Genomic DNA, 16,581 nt, shown 5'->3' on the forward strand with positions numbered 1-16,581 from the left:
TCGGGGCAGTTCATGGCGGGTAGCGTCAACAAGGTCATTCTCGTCGGCAACCTGGGGCGCGACCCCGAATCGCGGTCGTTCCAGAACGGCGGCAAGGTGGTCAACCTGCGCATCGCGACGTCCGAATCCTGGAAGGACAAGAACAGCGGCGAGCGCAAGGAGAAGACCGAATGGCATTCGGTCGCGATCTTCAACGAAGGGCTGGCCAATGTCGCCGAGCGCTTCCTGCGCAAGGGCTCCAAGGTCTATATCGAAGGCGCGTTGCAGACGCGCAAATGGCAGGACCAGCAGGGCAACGACAAATATTCGACCGAGATCGTGCTGCAGGGCTTCAACAGCGTGCTGACGATGCTCGACGGTCCCGGCGGCGGCCAGGGCGGCGGCGCCGGCGGCGGCGGTAGCCGCGGCGGTGACGATTATGGTGGCGGTGACTTCGGCGGTGCGTCGGGCGGCGGCTATGGCGGCGGCAACCGGACCGGCGGCGCGTCGGGCGGCAGCCGCGGCGGCGGCAGCTTCGGCCAGACGGGAGGCTTCGCCGACGATCTCGACGATGACGTGCCGTTCTGAGCGATCCTGCATCCCTGCCCTGCGCCACGCCGGCAGCCGGCTGGTGCGTCGACGAGGCGACACGCCGCGCCGCGATCGAGGCCTATGATCTCGACTCGCTGCGCGACGGCGCGGCGCTGCGCCAGATCACCGACTTCGCCGCGGCATTGTGCGGCACGCCGGTCGCGCTGGTCAGCCTGGTCGAGGAGCACGAACAGGTCTTCCTCGCGCGCACCGGGCTGACGCTGACCGAGACGCCGCGCGAGATGTCCTTCTGTCAGCATGCGATGCTGCAACCGGATATCATGGTCGTGCCCGACGCGACGCAGGATCCGCGCTTCATCGACAATGCGCTCGTCACCGGCGATCTGCACCTGCGCTTCTATGCCGGGGCACCGCTCGTCTCGGACGACGGCGTGCCGCTCGGCTCGCTATGCGTGATCGACACGATTCCGCGTCGGGGACTCACGGCATTGCAGCGCCAGGGGCTGCGCGTGCTCGCCGACAATGTCATGGCGCGGCTGCGCGACAGCCGCGACGCGGCGGCCTGGCGGGCGACCGAGCGCGCGACACGCCGCCAGCTCACCGACAGCGAGGATCGCTTCCGCACGCTCGCCGATACGATGCCGCAGATGGTGTGGTCGACGCTGCCCGACGGCTATCACGATTATTACAATGCGCGCTGGTATGAATTCACCGGCACGCCGCCCGGCTCGACCGACGGCGAGGGCTGGAACGACGTCTTCCACCCCGACGATCAGGCGCGCGCCTGGGCGGTCTGGCGGCAGTCGCTCGCCAGCGGCGATCCCTATCAGATCGAATATCGGCTGCGCCATTTCGACGGCACCTATCGCTGGGTGCTCGGCCGTGCCCTCCCGATCCGCGACGCCGCCGGGCAGGTTACCCGCTGGTTCGGCACCTGCACCGACATCCACGAACAGAAACTGGCACTGCACGAACGCGAGCTGATCAGCCAAGAGCTGTCGCACCGGATCAAGAACATCTTCGCGGTGATCTCGGGACTCATCTCGTTCGCCGCGCGCAGCAAGCCGGGCTTCGCGCCGATCGCGGCCGATCTGCGCGAGCGGATCACCGCGCTCGGCCGCGCGCATGACTTCGTCCGCCCGCACAGCCCCCAGTCTCGGCCGAACGCGCAGCAGGACAGTCTGCACGGCCTGCTCGGCGAATTGTTCGAACCCTATCGCCGCGACGACGCGCCGCCGATCCGCATCACCGGCGACGAGATCGCCATCGACGACCGCTCGGCGACACCGCTCGCGCTGCTGTTCCATGAGCTCGCCACCAATGCGACCAAATATGGCGCGCTCGCCACCGACGCCGGCACGGTCGAGGTCAGCATCCGGCGCGGCGCCGACACGGCCGAGCTGTGCTGGACCGAACGCGGTGGCCCGGAAGTGACCCCGCCCACCGGTGCCGACGGCTTCGGCAGTCAGCTCATCGAACTGTCCGCGGTGCGGCAGCTCGGCGGCAGCATCCGTCGCGACTGGCAGCCCGAAGGTCTGGTGATGACGGTGACGGTGCCGCTCGCCGCCTTCCGGCGGGACTGAGCTAGGCGCGATCCCGTTCGGTCACGACGATATCGTCGTTGGCGGGCTTCTGCCCATCGGCCGCATAGGCCGCCGCGGCAAGAATAGCTGCCTCGCTGAACGGCTTGCGGATGTAGCCGAGCGCGCAGTCGAGCCCCTTGTCGATCTGTGCCGGGTTGGCGGTGACGAACACCACCTTGACGCCATGTTCGCGGGCGATCTGCTCGGCGATCCCCGGTCCGGTCGCCCCGTCGCGCAGGTTGACGTCGACGAAGGCGAAGCCGCATTGCGGCGCCGCGGCGAGCGCGCTCGTGGTGTCGGCAGCGATACCCGCGACCGTATAGCCCGCGTCGAGCAGGATACGCTCGAGGTCGAGTGCCACGAAAATCTCGTCTTCGACAATCAGCACGGTCTTGGTCATCGTACGTCCCGGTATTGGCAAGGCCAAACCTCTGTTCCATCGGATTGTTCCCGCCTTAACCCTGTTACGGCCGAAATGAACCGACCTTTAGCGTCGCAGCAGGAATATCGCATGCTGGGCGAGCAGATTGGCCGCCGCCGAACTGCGCTGGCGATCGCCCGACAGAAACCATGCCCCCTCGACCGTGATCCGCCGGTCGCGCAGGAAGGCGCGGAAATCGTCGATCGTGACATGGTGGATGTTGGGGGTGTCATACCATTGTTCGGGCAATTGCCGCGTCACCGGCATCCGCCCGCCCCACAGCAACGACACGCGCACCCGCCATTGCGCGAAATTGGGAAAGCTGACGAACGCGCGCCGGCCGATGCGCAGCAGATGGTCGAGCACCACGTCGGGCGCGCGCGCGGTCTGCAACGTCTGGCTGAGGATCGCATAGTCGAAGCTCTGGTCGGGATAGCCGGCGAGATCGACGTCGGCATCGCCCTGGATCACCGACAGGCCGCGTGCCACCGCCGCGGCGACGTTGCCGGGATCGATCTCCAGCCCGCGCGCGTCGCAGCCATGCGCGTCGCGTAACGCCGCCATCAGCGCGCCGTCGCCGCAGCCGATGTCGAGCACGCGACTGCCCGGCGCGACATGATCGGCGATCACCGCAAGGTCGGGGCGCAGCATGCTCATCGCCCGCCGCGCAGGAAGCCGTCGACCACGCGGTTCATCTCGGGCGCGTCGAGCAGGAAGGCGTCATGGCCATAGGGACTCGTCAGCTCGACGAAGCTGACCGGCGCGCCGGCGGCGTTGAGCGCCTGCACGATGTTGCGCGATTCGAGGGTCGGATACAGCCAGTCGGTATCGAAGCTGACCAGGCAGAAGCGCGTCGTGCCGCCGCGGAAGGCGTTGGCGAGCAGCCCGCCATGTTCCTCGGCAAGGTCGAAATAATCGAGCGCGCGGGTGATGTAGAGATAGGAATTGGCGTCGAACCGGTCGACGAAGCTCAGCCCCTGGTGGCGCAGATAGCTTTCGACCTGGAAGTCGGCATCGAAGCCGAAGCTCTTCGCCTCCCGCGCCTGTAGCCGGCGGCCGAACTTCTCGGTGAGCCCGGCCTCCGACAGATAGGTGATATGCGCCGCCATCCGCGCCACCGCGAGGCCGGCGGCCGGCGGCTCGCCGCCATAATAGTCGCCGCCGTTCCACTTGGGGTCGGCCATGATCGCCTGTCGCCCGACCTCGTGGAAGGCGATGTTCTGCGCCGAATGGCGCGCGGTCGAGGCGATCACCACCGCCGCCGCGACGCGATCGGGAAAGGTCGCCGCCCAGCTCAGCGCCTGCATACCGCCCATCGATCCGCCGACCACCGCCTTCAGCCGCGCGACGCCGAGATGATCGAGCAGCATCGCCTGCGCGCGCACCATGTCGCGGATGGTGATGACCGGAAAGCGCATCCCCCACGGCCGCCCGGTCGCCGGATTGACGCTCGCCGGCCCGGACGATCCCATGCAGCTGCCGATCACGTTGGTGCAGATGACGAAGTCGCGCGCCGGATCGATCGGCTTGCCCGGCCCGATCAGCCGCGTCCACCAGCCCGGCTTGCCGGTGCGCGGATGCGCGGAGGCGACATGCTGGTCACCGGTCAGCGCATGGCAGACAAGGATCGCATTGCCACCGTCCGCCGCGAGCGTGCCATAGGTCTCATAGGCGATCTCGACCGGCGACAGCAGCACGCCGCCGTCGAGTCGCAGCGGCCCCGGCAGCGTCGCCAGCCGATTGCATCCGAAACGGTCGTCCGCGGTCATCCCCCGGTCGCTACGGCGCTGCGCCCGACAATACAACCGCCGTCTCTGGGCACGGGTGCAGGCGGTTTGTGCGCGCAAGGCGCAGAGCCGGTGCAGGCCACAGGATTGGCTTGCCCGCCATTCCCGCTTACAGCCACGCGCATGACCGCACCTGCTCCCAAGCCGTGGATTCTCGGCATCGCGCCCTATGTTCCCGGCCGCGCCACCAGCGAGGACGGCCGCAAGGTCGTCAAACTCTCGTCCAACGAGAATCCGTTCGGCACGCCCGAGCCGGCGCGCGCCGCCTATCGCGCCGCCGCCGATCACCTCGAACGCTATCCGGACGCCGCCGCGGTCGACCTGCGCGCCGCGCTCGCCGCGCATTACGGCGTCGAGGCGGAGCGGCTGATCTACGGCACCGGATCGGACGAGGTGCTCCACCTCGCCGCCGGCACCTTCGCCGGGCCGGGCGACGAGATCATCCACGTCCGCTACGGCTTCGCGGTCTATGAGATCGCGACGCGCCGCGTCGGCGCGACGCCGGTGATCGTCGCCGACCGCGATTATGCCACCGATGTCGACGCGATCCTCGCCGCGGTCACCGAGCGGACCAAGGTCGTCTTCGTCGCCAATCCCAACAACCCGACCGGCACCTATGCGACGGCTGCGGAGATCGCGCGGCTGCACGCCGGCCTGCCTGCCTCGGTGCTGCTGGTGCTCGATCAGGCCTATACCGAATATCTCGATCCCGAGGATGATGACGGCGGCCTCGAACTCGCGCGCACCGCGTCCAACGTGCTGGTGACGCGCACCTTCTCCAAGATCTTCGGGCTCGCTTCCGAACGCGTCGGCTGGGGCTATGCCGCGCCCGAGATCATCGCGGCGATGCATCGCATCCGCGCGCCCTTCGCGTTCAGCATCGGCGCGCAGGCGGCGGCGATCGCCGCGCTCGGCGACCATGGCTTCGTCGCGCGCAGCCGCGAGCACAACCGCGCGTGGCGGCAGTGGTTCAGCGATCAGGTCGATGCCATCCCCGGCCTGCGCGCGGTGCCGAGCAAGGCCAATTTCGTGCTGGTGCTGTTCGAGGGCCTGCTCACCGCGGAGGATGGCTATAAGGCGCTGATGGCGGCGGGCTATGCGACGCGCTGGTTGCCCGGCCAGGGCCTGCCGCAGGCGCTGCGCATTACCATCGGCAGCGAGAGCGAGATGCGCGACGTGGTCGCGGTGCTGCGCGCCGAGGTCGAGCGCGCCGGCTGATGCTGCCCTTCGCGCGCGTCACGATCATCGGCCTCGGGCTGATCGGCTCGTCGGTCGCCCGCGCGGTGCGGCAGGCGATGCCGACGGTGCGGATCACCGGCTATGACGCCGATCCCGCGGTACGCGCCACCGCGGTGCGCATCGACCTGACCGACGATGTCGCCGACAGCGCCGGCACGGCGGTGATCGATGCCGATCTGGTGATGCTCTGCGTCCCCGTCGGCGCGATGGGCGCGGTCGCCGCGGAGTTCGCCGACGACCTGCCCGCCGAGGCGATCGTCAGCGACGTCGGCGGATCGAAGGCGAGCGTGATCGCGGCGCTGCGCGCGGTGCTGCCACAGGCGACGATCGTCCCCGGCCATCCGGTCGCCGGCACCGAGCATAGCGGGCCGGAAGCGGGCTTCGCGACGCTGTTCCGCGGCCGCTGGTGCATCCTGACGCCCGAGGAGGGCACCGCCGAGGCACCGGTCGCGCGGCTGCGGGCGTTCTGGGAGGCGCTCGGCGCGCAAGTGGAGATCATGACGCCGCGCCACCACGACCTCGTCCTTGCGGTGACCAGCCACGTGCCGCACCTCATCGCCTATTCGATCGTCGGCACCGCCAGCGACCTCGAAGGCGTGACGCAGAGCGAGGTGATCAAATTCTCCGCCGGCGGCTTTCGCGACTTCACCCGCATCGCCGCCTCCGACCCGGTGATGTGGCGCGACGTCTTCCTCAACAACCGCGAGGCGGTGCTGGAGATCCTCCAGCGCCTGACCGAGGACGTGACGATGCTGCAACGCGCGATCCGCTGGGGCGACGGCGACCAGTTGTTCGACCTGTTCACCCGCACCCGCGCGATCCGCCGCTCGATTATCGAACAGGGCCAGGACGACGCCAAACCGGATTTCGGCCGGACGCACTGACGGCGCCTGCGGGCGGATCGTTGGCGCGCGTAGACGGTGCAGCCCGTATCGGAGCGCGTGCTGTCTCAGGCGACGGCACCGGATGGGTTCGCGCGGAGGCGCGGAGAGCAACCGTCCGGGGCCGGCGTCGGACTGCCTTGCGATGGCCTTGGGCCCGGCGAGCCAGCCCGCCTTCGCTCCGCGCGACCAACGACCAAGTGGCTCACGCGCGCCACGTCCACTTCGACGAGACCTCTGCGACACACTCTCTGTCATGCCGGACATGTTCCGGCATCCACGGTTCCGCATGTGCGGAAGACGGTATTGTCGCGGCACGGTGGACCCCGGCACAGGTCCGGGGTGACGACGCACTTTTGGGTGAGGCCGAGCGTGCCGCCGGCGTATCGCTGCTGATCAAGCCGACCGCTCGCTGCGGCGCAGTCGTTAGCAGACGCCCCACCATGAACGTGGCCACCCAAGACCCACCTGATTCGCCGAAGACGATCCGAACGTCTCGCCGCTCCCCTCCGCGCCCTCCGCGCCTCCGCGCGACATCTACCTGCGGAACGCGACGATCGCGCACGCCCCCCTCAGGCGAACACGCCATGCACGTACCACGCCCGCGCACCCTCGTCGGCGGCGTGGAAGATCCACAGGCGGCGGCCGCGGCGATCTTCGATGCGATAATAATCGCGCAGTCCGGCGGCGTCGTGCCGCCACCATTCGCCCGCGATCCGCTCCGGCCCGGCGGCGCGTGCGACGTCATGCACGCGCCGGCGCCAGCGGAAGCGCAGCGGCGCGCCCTCGGGCGAATCGAGCACGCCCTCGATCCGCTGCGGCGGGTCGAACAGATGGATCGGCCGCGCGTCGCTCTCGGCGATCGCCCCCACCGGCGCGGCGGCGGGCAGCAGCAGCAGCTCGGCCTGCCCGTCGACCAACCGCCCGCCGCCACGCGCCTTGCGGCGGGCCGGCGGCACCGGCGCCCCCGCGTCGCCGCCATCGAGCCGCAGCAGCGCCGCATCGAGCCGGTCGGCGAGCGTCACCTCCAGCCGCACGAGATCATAGCCCGGCTCGATTCCGGCCCCGCCAGTCCCGACCTGCTCGGCGAGACGACGCGCCACCGACGCGACATCGCGCGCCGCCTCGCTTTCCGCGTGCAGCCGTCGCACCGGCCCGTCGGACCGGAACAGCCAGGCCTGCCAGCGTCGCCCGCCCTGCCCGCGCGCCGCCAGCATCGCCGCCGCCTCGTCCGCCAGAGCCGCGAGCGCCGCCGCCACCGCCGCCCCGGCGAGCGGCGCGTCGAAGCGCCGGTCGAGCGACGACACCGCCCGCCGCATGCAGGGCCGCGCCGGCGCATCGAGCGCGTGCAGCGCCGTGATTACCTCCGCACCGAAATGCGCCGCCAGCTCACGCGCCGGCCGCGCCATCACCTCGCCGATCGTGCGCAGCCCCGCCGCGGTGAGCGCCGCCGCCGTCTCCGCCTCGAGCCCCAGCGCCGCGACCGGCAGGCGGCGCACTGCGCGCGTCTCGTCGGGGGCCGGCGCACCGGCATGGCGGGCGAGGGCGCAGGCGATCGCAGGCGTATCGCCGAGCGCCACCCGCGCCGCGATGCCGCGCCGCGCCAGCCGCGCCTCGACCTCGGCGAGCAGCGCCCGCTCGTCCGCGCCGCGAATCACCACTACCACCGCGTCCGGCGGCATCGCCAGCGCATCGCCATAGCGGCTCGCCTCCTCGGCAAGCCGGTCGAGCCAGTCCATGTCGGCGTGCGGATCAGCGGGAAACGTCTCGAGATCGGGCGCGAGCCGCAGCGCCTCGACCAAAGTCGCACCCACCGTCAGCCCGAGCCGCGCCGCCGCCGCATCGATCGCGCTGAGCTGCTGCGCCGCGCCCTTGCCCTCGACGCAGGCGACCGGCGCCGCCGCGCGCCCGGCAAACAGATGCGGCCGCGTCAGCCGCAGCCGATCGACCGCGAGCCACGGGAAAACGAGCGCGAGACAGCGCGAGGCGGATGAGTCGCTCACCCCCGTTCTTCTAATGTTCGCCCGTCGCATCCGCCAGATGCGAAATCATTCGCGCTTTTTTCGTCTTTGCTGTTGCAGCCCTCGCAGAGCGCTGCTAGTGGCGCGCCTCACCCAAACGGTGGCTCGCCAGAGCAGCCGTTTCAAGGCGCCAGAGCGGGCGTAGCTCAGGGGTAGAGCACAACCTTGCCAAGGTTGGGGTCGAGGGTTCGAATCCCTTCGCCCGCTCCAGTCTTCCCAGACATCACGAAAACGACGGGACGTCCCTCCGGACGCCCTAGACCGCCGCGAGCGAGGCGAGCAGCGTCGCGATCCGCGCGCGCAGCGCGGTGTCGCGGGTGATCTCCAGCATCGCGGCAAGGCTGCTGCGCGCGGTGGTGACGTCGCCGTCGGCGAGTTCGAGCCGGGCGCGCTCCCACCAGCCGTGGCCGTAATCGGGCGCGACCACCGTCATCCGCCGGTAGAGGATCAGCGCCCGCCGCGCCGCCCCCGCCGCCTCGGCACGCGTCGCCTGGTTGAGCAGCAGCCGCACCAGCACCGCGCGATTCGGCATCGCCGCGACATGGCTCACCGCCGGCGCGCGACCGCCCGCCACGCCCTGCACCATCGCGGCGAGTTCGGCGGCATCGACGAAGCGGCCGTCGCGGAACGGATCGATCATCACCGGCGCGGCCTCGCCGCCGATCAGCACCAGCACATGGCCGGGCACGTCGAGCACATGCGCGCTCCAGCCGAGCCGTCGTGCCGCGGCGACGTAGAGGATCGACAGGCTGACCGGCAGCCCGCGCCGCCGTGCGATCACCTGGATCAGATCAGCGTTGGCGGGATCGTCATAGCTGTCCGAATCACCGCTGAAACCGAATTCGTCGGCGAACACCTGCGCCAGGATCTCGGCCTGGGTCTGCGCGTCGCGCGCGACGGGGGCGAGTTCGTCGAGCCGGTCGGCGACGGCATCGATCACCGCCCGCGCCGGATCGTCGTCGCCTTCGGCGTGGTCGAGCAGCGCAAGCGCCAGCGCGGCGTGGTCGAGAACGATATCCTCGTCATCGAGCAGGCCCAGGCGCAACAGATCATCACTCATGTCGCCAACATGGGGGCGGCAACGGCGGTGGCAAGCCGCCCGGCGCCTCACTCGGTGAGCAATTGCACCGTGCGGATCGTCGTCGCGAGATAGATTTCGATCGCGGTCACTGCGGCGGGGGCGAGCACGATCGTATCGTCGAGCGTCGCATCGGCGGGCAGCACCAACCCGCTGCGCGTCAGATGCTGCAACCACCGCGCCACCGTCGGCCCCGAGCAGGCGAGATTCGCGGCGACCATACCGCCGGTCAGCGGCTTGCCGGCGGCATCGGCGATGAACAGGGTGAGCAGCATCTCCCACGGCCATTCGCCGAACAATTCGGTCGGCAGCAGTCCGTAACGCGAGCGGCGGTTGACCAGGATCGCGAGCGCCGCCTCGGTCAGCCGGTCGCCGCGGCTCTCCGCGCGCTCGCCGTCGACGAAACGCGTCATGCCCGCGTTCCGCATCGGTCGCGGCCCGCGCGCAACCCCTCATCTGCCATCGTCACCTCCCTCGGCGATCGCGGCACATGCCGCCCCCTTTAGCCTTATAGCGGCATCAGCCGGCCAACCGCTCGGCGAGGAAGTCGACGAACACGCGCACCCGCGCCGGCAGGTGCGCGCCGCCGACGAACACCGCGTGGATCAGCTCGATGTCACCGGGATTATAGTCCTCGAGCAGCGCCACCAGCCGCCCGTCGGCGATCTCGCGCTCGACGCTGAACCGCCCGACCCGCGCCACGCCGACGCCCGCCGCGGCGAGCTGACCCAGCGTCTCGCCGTTGTTGGCGACGATCCCGCCCTCGACGCACAGGGTGAAGTCGCCACCGTCGCGGCGGAACGGCCAGGTCGGCTCGGCGCGGCGGAAGCTGAAGTTGAGGCAGTTGTGCGCGTGCAGGTCCTCCGGCACCGCCGGCATGCCGTGGCGGGCGAGATAGTCGGGCGCGGCGACGATGACGCGCCCGCTCTGGCCGATCTTGCGCGCGGTCAGCGCGCTGTCGGCGAGCGGGCCGAAGCGCACCGCGACGTCCGCCTGCCCCGCCGCGACGTCGACCAACGTGTCGGTCAACGCGATGTCGATCAGGATGTGTGGATAGGCGCGCGCGAAGTCGCCGAGCAGCGGCACGACGCACAGCCGCCCATGCGACAACGCCGCAGAGACGCGCAGCCGCCCGCGCGGGCTGCCCTGGTCGGCGATCTGCTGCTCGGCATCGTCGAGGTCGGCGAGGATGCGCCGCGCCGCGAGCAGATAGGCCTGCCCCTCCGCGGTCAGCGTCAGCGCGCGCGTCGAGCGGAGCAGCAGCCGCACGCCGAGCCGCGCCTCGATCCGGTCGACCGCACGCGCCACCGCCGAGGGCGTCAGCGCCAAGGTGCGGGCGGCGGCGGAGAAACTCCCCGCCTCGACCACGGTGACGAACAGCGCCAGCGCGCGCGCCCGGTCACTGCCACCCGCCAGCTTTGCATCCATCGCACAGATCCTTCGCCTGCCGCGGCGGTTCTCCACCGCCTTCTCCTGCGCCACCTAGCCGCTTCGGAACGGACAGCAAAAGGTGAATGATGGACTATCGGCAACTCGGATCGTCGGGGCTGCGCGTGCCGGCGCTGTCGTTCGGCACCGCGACCTTCGGCGGCAAGGGCGCCTTCTTCGGCGCCTGGGGGCAGAGTGACGCCGCCGAGGCGCGCCGCCTGCTCGACATCTGCCTCGACGCGGGCGTCACATTGTTCGACACCGCCGACGTCTACTCGGACGGCGCGTCGGAGGAGGTGCTCGGCGCGGCCATCAAGGGCCGGCGCGACGCGGTGCTGGTCTCGACCAAGACCGGCCTGCCGATGGGCGACGGTCCGCAGGACTGGGGCGCCTCGCGCGCGCGGCTGATCCGCGCGGTGGAGGACTCGTTGCGGCGGCTCGGCACCGATCACATCGATCTGCTCCAGCTCCACGCCTATGACGCGCACACCCCGGCCGAGGAGCTGATGGCGACGCTCGACCGGCTGATCGCCGCGGGCAAGGTCCGCTACGCCGGCGTCTCCAACTATCCCGGCTGGCAGCTGATGAAGGCGCAGGGGATCGCGGATCGCCACGGCTGGCCGCGGCTGGTCGCGCATCAGGTCTATTACTCGCTGATCGGCCGCGCCTATGAGTGGGAGCTGATGCCGCTCGCCGCCGACCAGGGCGTCGGCGCACTGGTATGGAGCCCGCTCGGCTGGGGCCGGCTGACGGGCAGGATCGGTCGCGATCGCCCGATCCCCGCGGGCAGCCGCCTGCATGACACCGCCGCCTTCGCGCCGCCGGTCGCGGACGAGCATCTCTACCGCGTCGTCGATGCGCTCGAGGCGGTCGCCGCCGAGACCGGGCGGACGGTGCCGCAGGTCGCGCTCAACTGGCTGTTGCGGCGGCCGACGGTCGCCTCGGTGATCATCGGCGCGCGCGACGAGGCGCAACTGCGCGACAATCTCGGCGCGGTCGGCTGGACGCTCAGCCCCGGGCAGATCGCCACGCTCGACGCCGCCAGCGACCAGCTCCCACCCTATCCCCACACACCCTACCGCCAGCAGGAGGGCTTCGCCCGCCTCGCGCCGCGGCTGATCTGAGCGGAGATCCGTCATGAAGCTCAATCCCGGCCTGCTCGCTCTGGCGATCGGCGCCTTCGGCATCGGCGTCACCGAGTTCGCGCCGATGGGCATGCTGCCCGTGATCGCCGCCGACCTGCACGTCTCGATCCCCTCGGCGGGCCTGCTGGTCAGCGCCTATGCGCTTGGCGTGCTGGTCGGCGCGCCACTGATGACGCTGACCACCGCGCGGCTCGATCGCCGCACGCTGCTGATCGCGCTGATGGCGATCTTCACGCTCGGCAACGCTTTATCCGCGGTCGCCGGCGGCTATGCCTGGCTGATGGCGGCGCGGGTGGTCACCGCGTTCAACCACGGCGCCTTCTTCGGCGTCGGCGCGGTGGTCGCGGCGGGGCTGGTGCCGCCCGAGCGGCGCGCCGGCGCGGTCGCGGCGATGTTCACCGGGCTGACGGTGGCGACGATCGGCGGCGTGCCACTCGCCACCTGGGCGGGCGAGACGATCGGCTGGCGTCCCGCCTTCGCCGGCATCGCCGCGATCGGCGCGGTCGCGATGGCGGCGCTGCGCCTCGCCCTGCCGCCGCTGCCTGCGCCGGCGGGGGTGGACCTCGCCGCCGAGCTGCGCGTGCTCGGCCGCCCGCGCGTGCTGCTCGCGCTGGCGCTGACCACGCTCGGCTTCGGCGGGGTGTTCACCGTCTTCACCTATATCGTGCCGATCCTGCGCGACGTCGCCCATGCCTCGACCGCGATGGTCACGGTCTCGCTGATGCTGTTCGGCGTCGGCGCGACGATCGGCAACATGATCGGCGGTCGGCTCGCCGACCGATCGGTGACGCGCGCGCTCGCCGCGATGCTCGGGCTGCTGACGCTGGTGCTGCTCGCCTTCGCCTGGCTGATGCACGCCCCGCTCACCGCCGCCGCCGCGATCCTGGTCTGGGGCATCGCCAGCTTCGCGACCGTGCCGCCCTTGCAGATGCAGGTGATGGCGGCGGCGGGCGAGGCGCCCAACCTCGCCTCGGCGATGAACATCGGCGCGTTCAACCTCGGCAATGCGATCGGCGCGGCCTTGGGCGGCGGGGTGATCGCCGCCGAGCTCGGCCTGCCGGCGGTGGCACTGGCGGGCGCGACGACGGCGGCGGCGGCGCTGGCGCTGCTGCTGGTGGCGGCGCGTCAGCCGCTCGGTCGGGCCGGCGCGCGCCTTACTCGAGGTACAACAGACGCAGCCGTGTGAGATCGGCGTCGCTCAGCCCCATCGCCTCGTGCAACCACCCGGTTGCGCCACCCGGGTGGCGGTCGAGCACCGCCAGCGCCGCTTCGATATAGCGCCGGTCCGCCGCGGTCATCGCCGTCAGCACTCCCGGCGGCAGCTGCGACCAGCCGGCGCTCGCCGGAGCGGCGGCGAGCGTCGCGGCATCGAGATAGCGGTTGGTGAGCAGATAATCCGCGATCACCGTTTCGCGCGGCACGCCCAGCGCGGTGAGCAGCAGCGCCGCGGCGACGCCGGTGCGATCCTTGCCCGCCGAACAATTGAAGGCGAGCGGCGCATGGCCGGCGAGCAATTCGGCGAACATCCGCCGATACTGGCCGCGGAACTGGTCGAGCAGCCGCGGATAGCTGGCGGTCATCGCCGCGCGTGCCGCCTCCGCCGTCCAGCCCCGCATCGGCCCGGCGGGAAGCCAGTCCGCCATGTCGAGCGCATAATCGTCGCTCAGCACCCGCGGCGCCAGCGCGGGCCATGCCACCGGCTCCGCGCCGCGTTCGCGGCTGTCGCGCAGATCGCAGACGGTGCGGATGCCGCGCCGGCGCAGCTCGGCGAAATCCGCCGCGGTCAGCCCGTGCATCGATCCCGACCGGTAGAGCAGCCCCCAGCGGACCTGCCGCCCGTCGGCGGTGCGATAGCCGCCGAGATCGCGAAAATTGCGCCCGCCCTGCAAGGGGATCAGGCGTTGCGACACCGGCCCGGCGGGCGGTGCCGGACGCACCTGCGCCGGCGCCGGCGCCACCGGCGCGGCGTGCCCCATGGCGACAAGCGCCAGCGCGATCACGCCGCGCCGACTCATCAGAAGGTCACCTGCGCCTGCACGCCCAATGTGCGCGGCTCGTTATAGAAGCCGGACAGGCCGGTGGTCACCGCCAGCGATTTGTAGAAGACATGCTGTTCGTTCAGCAGGTTGCGCGCCCATAGCGACACCGCGAGCCGGGCGTCGCCCTGCCCCATCGCGATGTCCGCCAGCCCGAGCGTGCCGTTGACCAGGACGGCACTGTCGCCCTTGGGCTGATAGACGTTCGCCGCGGCACCCGGCCCGACATAGACCGGGTCCTTCGAGTCGCTGAAGAAGCCCGAATCGTAATTGCCGTCGAGATGCGCGCGCAGCGTCGCGCCGGGCACGGGCGTTTCGTAATCGACCGCCACGCTCGCCGAATCGCTCGGCGTATAAGGCTGGTAGATCGGCACCGCGAGCGCGCTGACGTCGCCCTTGGCGTTGGGATAGGGGTTCACCGCGGCGGGGATATGTACATAGGTATGCGCATAGCTGCCGTGCAGCGTCAGCCCGCGCGCCGGCAGCACGGTCAGCTCCGCCTCCAGCCCATGGATGCCGCCGGTGCCCGGCGCGTTGAGCGTCGCGATCGTCGTCCGCGTCGTCGCGCCGTTCTTGCCGTCGATATAGGGCCGCTGGAAGTCGACCTGGATGTCCTTGTACGTCCCAGCATAAGCGGCGAGGTTGAAGCGCGCGCGATGATCGAGGAATTCGGTCTTGGCGCCGATCTCGAACACCGACACCGTTTCCGGATTGAAGGCATCATATTCCTGGCTGCGCGAATTGGCGCCGCCCGACTTATAGCCGGTGCTCCACTTGCCGTAGACGTGCACGTCGCGGGTCGCATCGACCGCGACATTGACCATCGGATCGATCCGCGACCAGTGCGCATCGAGCGGCAATTGCCGCGACACGCCGGCGCGGTCGACCGGCAGCTTGCCGTTGACGGTCAGCAAGGTTCCCAATTTGCTGTCGCGCGTCCAGCGCAGCCCGCCGGTGACATGGACGCGATCGTCGAGCGCCGTCGGCGACCACGTCGCCTGACCGAAGGCGCCGATGCTGCGCGTCGTCACATAGCTCGCCCGGTCGATCCGTTGCGCGGTATAGTCGAGCGGCAGCGCGGCATAATTGATCACGTCGGTGCGGAAATTGGGTGGCAGGATGACATAGCCCGTGCACCGCGCATTGCTGCACTGATCGGTGTAGAAGGCGCGGGCGTTATCCTCGACATGCTCCTGGTAATAAAGCGCGCCGGCGACGAACTTGATGTCCGGCAGGTCGCCGATCAGCTGCACTTCCTGGCTGAACTGGTTCTGGCGGAAATCGGCGAGGCTGTAGCGGGCGAAGACCCAGGGGATGGTATTGCCCCGCGCGTCCTTGGTCGTGAAGACCCCGTCCTTGGCGGACAGCGTCGTCGATGCCGAGCCATTGTCATATTGGGTCTGCGTCATCGTGCGATAGGCGCTGATCGACTTGACGGTCAGCGACGCCGCCGGCTCATAGGCGAGCGTCAGCTGGTTGCCGCGGACCTTGCCGATGCTCGGCTGCTGCGGCACGCCGACCGCGGCGTTGCGGGCGCGCCGGCCCTGCACCACGCCGATCGGCGCCTGCGTGTAGCTGCCCGGCGCGAGCAATTGCAGATAGAGCGGCGTCGACGCGTCATAGGAAGTGTCGAAGGCATAATCGGCGCTGAATCCCGCCGCCGGCTTCCACAGCAATTCGTAGCGCAGGCCGCGCTTGTCATAGGCGTTGAACCCGTCCGCGCCGTCGAGCGGATTGCGCACCAGCGGGCCGCGGTGCGCGACCACCGCGTCGATCTTGACGCTGAGGTCGGCGACGGCCGGCAGATCGAGATGCACCTCTCCCTTCGCTCCGCCATAATTGTTGACGCCGGCGATCGTATTGAGATGGAAATGGCCGCTCGGCCGTTTGGTGACGATGTTGAGCGCACCGCCTTCGGTGTTGCGACCGAACAGCGTTCCCTGCGGTCCTTTCAGCACTTCGACATTGTCGATATCGAACAGGGCGGTGCCGAGGCCCTGCGCCCGGCCGAGATAGACGCCGTCGACATAGACGCCGACGCCCTGGTCGCGCGCCGGCTGGTTGCTGTCGCCGAGCACGCCGACGCCGCGGATGTTGACGATCAGTGCCGAATTGCGGGAGTAGAAGGGCGCGACCTTGAGCGACGGGATCGCCCCGTCCCCCAGGTCGACCAGCGACACGACATGGCGGTTGGCAAGGTCGTCGCCGCTCATCACGCTGATCGAGATCGGCGTCTTCTGCGCATTCTGCGGGCGCTTCTCGGCCGTGACGACGATGTCCCCGAGCTGGTCGGCGGTCTGCGCCGGTTCGGCGCTGGCCGCGGCGGCGGCCGCCTGCGGATCGGCGAGCGCCGGCGAGACGAGCAGCGTCGATGACAAAGCGCTCGCGGCGAGCAGCCGCAGCGCGGCCTTGGACGTGACGAACATCAGAT

General features: G+C 70.2%; 15 protein-coding genes and 1 tRNA gene. 7 read left to right on the top strand and 9 right to left on the bottom strand.

All coding sequences use genetic code 11. The annotated features are described in order from the left end of the window. The first annotated feature begins 12 nt into the window (after positions 1–12). Positions 13–567, top strand: coding sequence for a single-stranded DNA-binding protein (ssb, locus tag V8201_RS12785; protein ID WP_037536055.1), 555 nt, complete (start codon positions 13–15; stop codon positions 565–567). Positions 568–581: 14 nt separating this feature from the next. Further along, complete coding sequence (locus V8201_RS12790) at positions 582–2,114, top strand: PAS domain-containing protein (RefSeq protein ID WP_037536053.1); 1,533 nt, start codon at positions 582–584, stop codon at positions 2,112–2,114. A gap of 1 nt (position 2,115) precedes the next feature. On the opposite strand, the gene V8201_RS12795 is transcribed toward V8201_RS12790, so the two are convergent. From V8201_RS12795 to metX, 3 genes are all read right to left on the bottom strand, one after another. Continuing rightward, the gene (locus tag V8201_RS12795) at positions 2,116–2,514 is read right to left on the bottom strand and encodes a response regulator (RefSeq protein WP_037536052.1); all 399 of its coding nucleotides are present in this window, start codon (positions 2,512–2,514) and stop codon (positions 2,116–2,118) included. Between the two features lie 87 nt (positions 2,515–2,601). After that, the gene (metW, locus tag V8201_RS12800) at positions 2,602–3,192 is read right to left on the bottom strand and encodes a methionine biosynthesis protein MetW (protein WP_037536051.1); all 591 of its coding nucleotides are present in this window, start codon (positions 3,190–3,192) and stop codon (positions 2,602–2,604) included. Further along, entirely contained in the window at positions 3,189–4,304 is a 1,116-nt protein-coding gene (gene metX / locus V8201_RS12805; RefSeq protein WP_336545542.1) for a homoserine O-acetyltransferase MetX, read from the bottom strand. Before metX ends, metW begins: the two co-directional genes overlap by 4 nt. A 141-nt stretch (positions 4,305–4,445) precedes the next feature. Between metX and hisC the strand changes: the two genes are divergently transcribed. Together hisC and V8201_RS12815 are read left to right on the top strand one after the other, a co-directional pair. After that, entirely contained in the window at positions 4,446–5,540 is a 1,095-nt protein-coding gene (gene hisC, locus V8201_RS12810; RefSeq protein ID WP_336545543.1) for a histidinol-phosphate transaminase, read from the top strand. Then, complete coding sequence (locus V8201_RS12815; RefSeq protein WP_336545544.1) at positions 5,540–6,445, top strand: prephenate/arogenate dehydrogenase family protein; 906 nt, start codon at positions 5,540–5,542, stop codon at positions 6,443–6,445. Before hisC ends, V8201_RS12815 begins: the two co-directional genes overlap by 1 nt. Before the next feature lie 569 nt (positions 6,446–7,014). On the opposite strand, the gene V8201_RS12820 is transcribed toward V8201_RS12815, so the two are convergent. Further along, entirely contained in the window at positions 7,015–8,445 is a 1,431-nt protein-coding gene (locus V8201_RS12820) for a DNA polymerase Y family protein (RefSeq protein WP_336545545.1), read from the bottom strand. Positions 8,446–8,598: 153 nt separating this feature from the next. Between V8201_RS12820 and V8201_RS12825 the strand changes: the two genes are divergently transcribed. Next, positions 8,599–8,673, top strand: a tRNA-Gly gene (locus V8201_RS12825). A gap of 46 nt (positions 8,674–8,719) precedes the next feature. On the opposite strand, the gene V8201_RS12830 is transcribed toward V8201_RS12825, so the two are convergent. The 3 genes from V8201_RS12830 to V8201_RS12840 form a co-directional block, all read right to left on the bottom strand. Then, entirely contained in the window at positions 8,720–9,523 is an 804-nt protein-coding gene (locus tag V8201_RS12830; protein WP_336545546.1) for a transglutaminase family protein, read from the bottom strand. Positions 9,524–9,570: 47 nt separating this feature from the next. After that, positions 9,571–9,954 (bottom strand): hypothetical protein, encoded by a 384-nt coding sequence (locus V8201_RS12835; RefSeq protein WP_271299777.1) that lies wholly within the window; start codon positions 9,952–9,954, stop codon positions 9,571–9,573. 106 nt (positions 9,955–10,060) lie between these two features. Then, positions 10,061–10,969 carry a LysR family transcriptional regulator gene (locus V8201_RS12840; protein WP_037536191.1) on the bottom strand — a complete coding sequence of 303 codons (909 nt, stop codon included), beginning with the start codon at positions 10,967–10,969 and terminating at the stop codon, positions 10,061–10,063. An 89-nt stretch (positions 10,970–11,058) separates the two neighbouring features. On the opposite strand from V8201_RS12840, the gene V8201_RS12845 reads away from it, so the two are divergent. Together V8201_RS12845 and V8201_RS12850 are read left to right on the top strand one after the other, a co-directional pair. Then, on the top strand, positions 11,059–12,093 hold the full coding sequence (locus V8201_RS12845) for an aldo/keto reductase (RefSeq protein WP_336545547.1): 1,035 nt from the start codon (positions 11,059–11,061) through the stop codon (positions 12,091–12,093). Positions 12,094–12,106: 13 nt separating this feature from the next. Then, the gene (locus tag V8201_RS12850) at positions 12,107–13,300 is read left to right on the top strand and encodes an MFS transporter (protein WP_336545548.1); all 1,194 of its coding nucleotides are present in this window, start codon (positions 12,107–12,109) and stop codon (positions 13,298–13,300) included. Here the strand turns inward: V8201_RS12850 and V8201_RS12855 are convergent. Both V8201_RS12855 and V8201_RS12860 read right to left on the bottom strand, forming a co-directional pair. Further along, complete coding sequence (locus V8201_RS12855) at positions 13,269–14,129, bottom strand: tyrosine-protein phosphatase (RefSeq protein WP_336545549.1); 861 nt, start codon at positions 14,127–14,129, stop codon at positions 13,269–13,271. The two genes, V8201_RS12850 and V8201_RS12855, sit on opposite strands and share 32 nt — an antisense overlap. Beyond that, entirely contained in the window at positions 14,129–16,576 is a 2,448-nt protein-coding gene (locus tag V8201_RS12860; protein ID WP_336545550.1) for a TonB-dependent receptor, read from the bottom strand. The genes V8201_RS12855 and V8201_RS12860 overlap by 1 nt, the downstream gene beginning before the upstream one ends. Positions 16,577–16,581 lie beyond the last annotated feature (5 nt).

Source organism: Sphingomonas kyungheensis (assembly GCF_037120395.1).
Lineage (GTDB): Bacteria > Pseudomonadota > Alphaproteobacteria > Sphingomonadales > Sphingomonadaceae > Sphingomonas > Sphingomonas kyungheensis.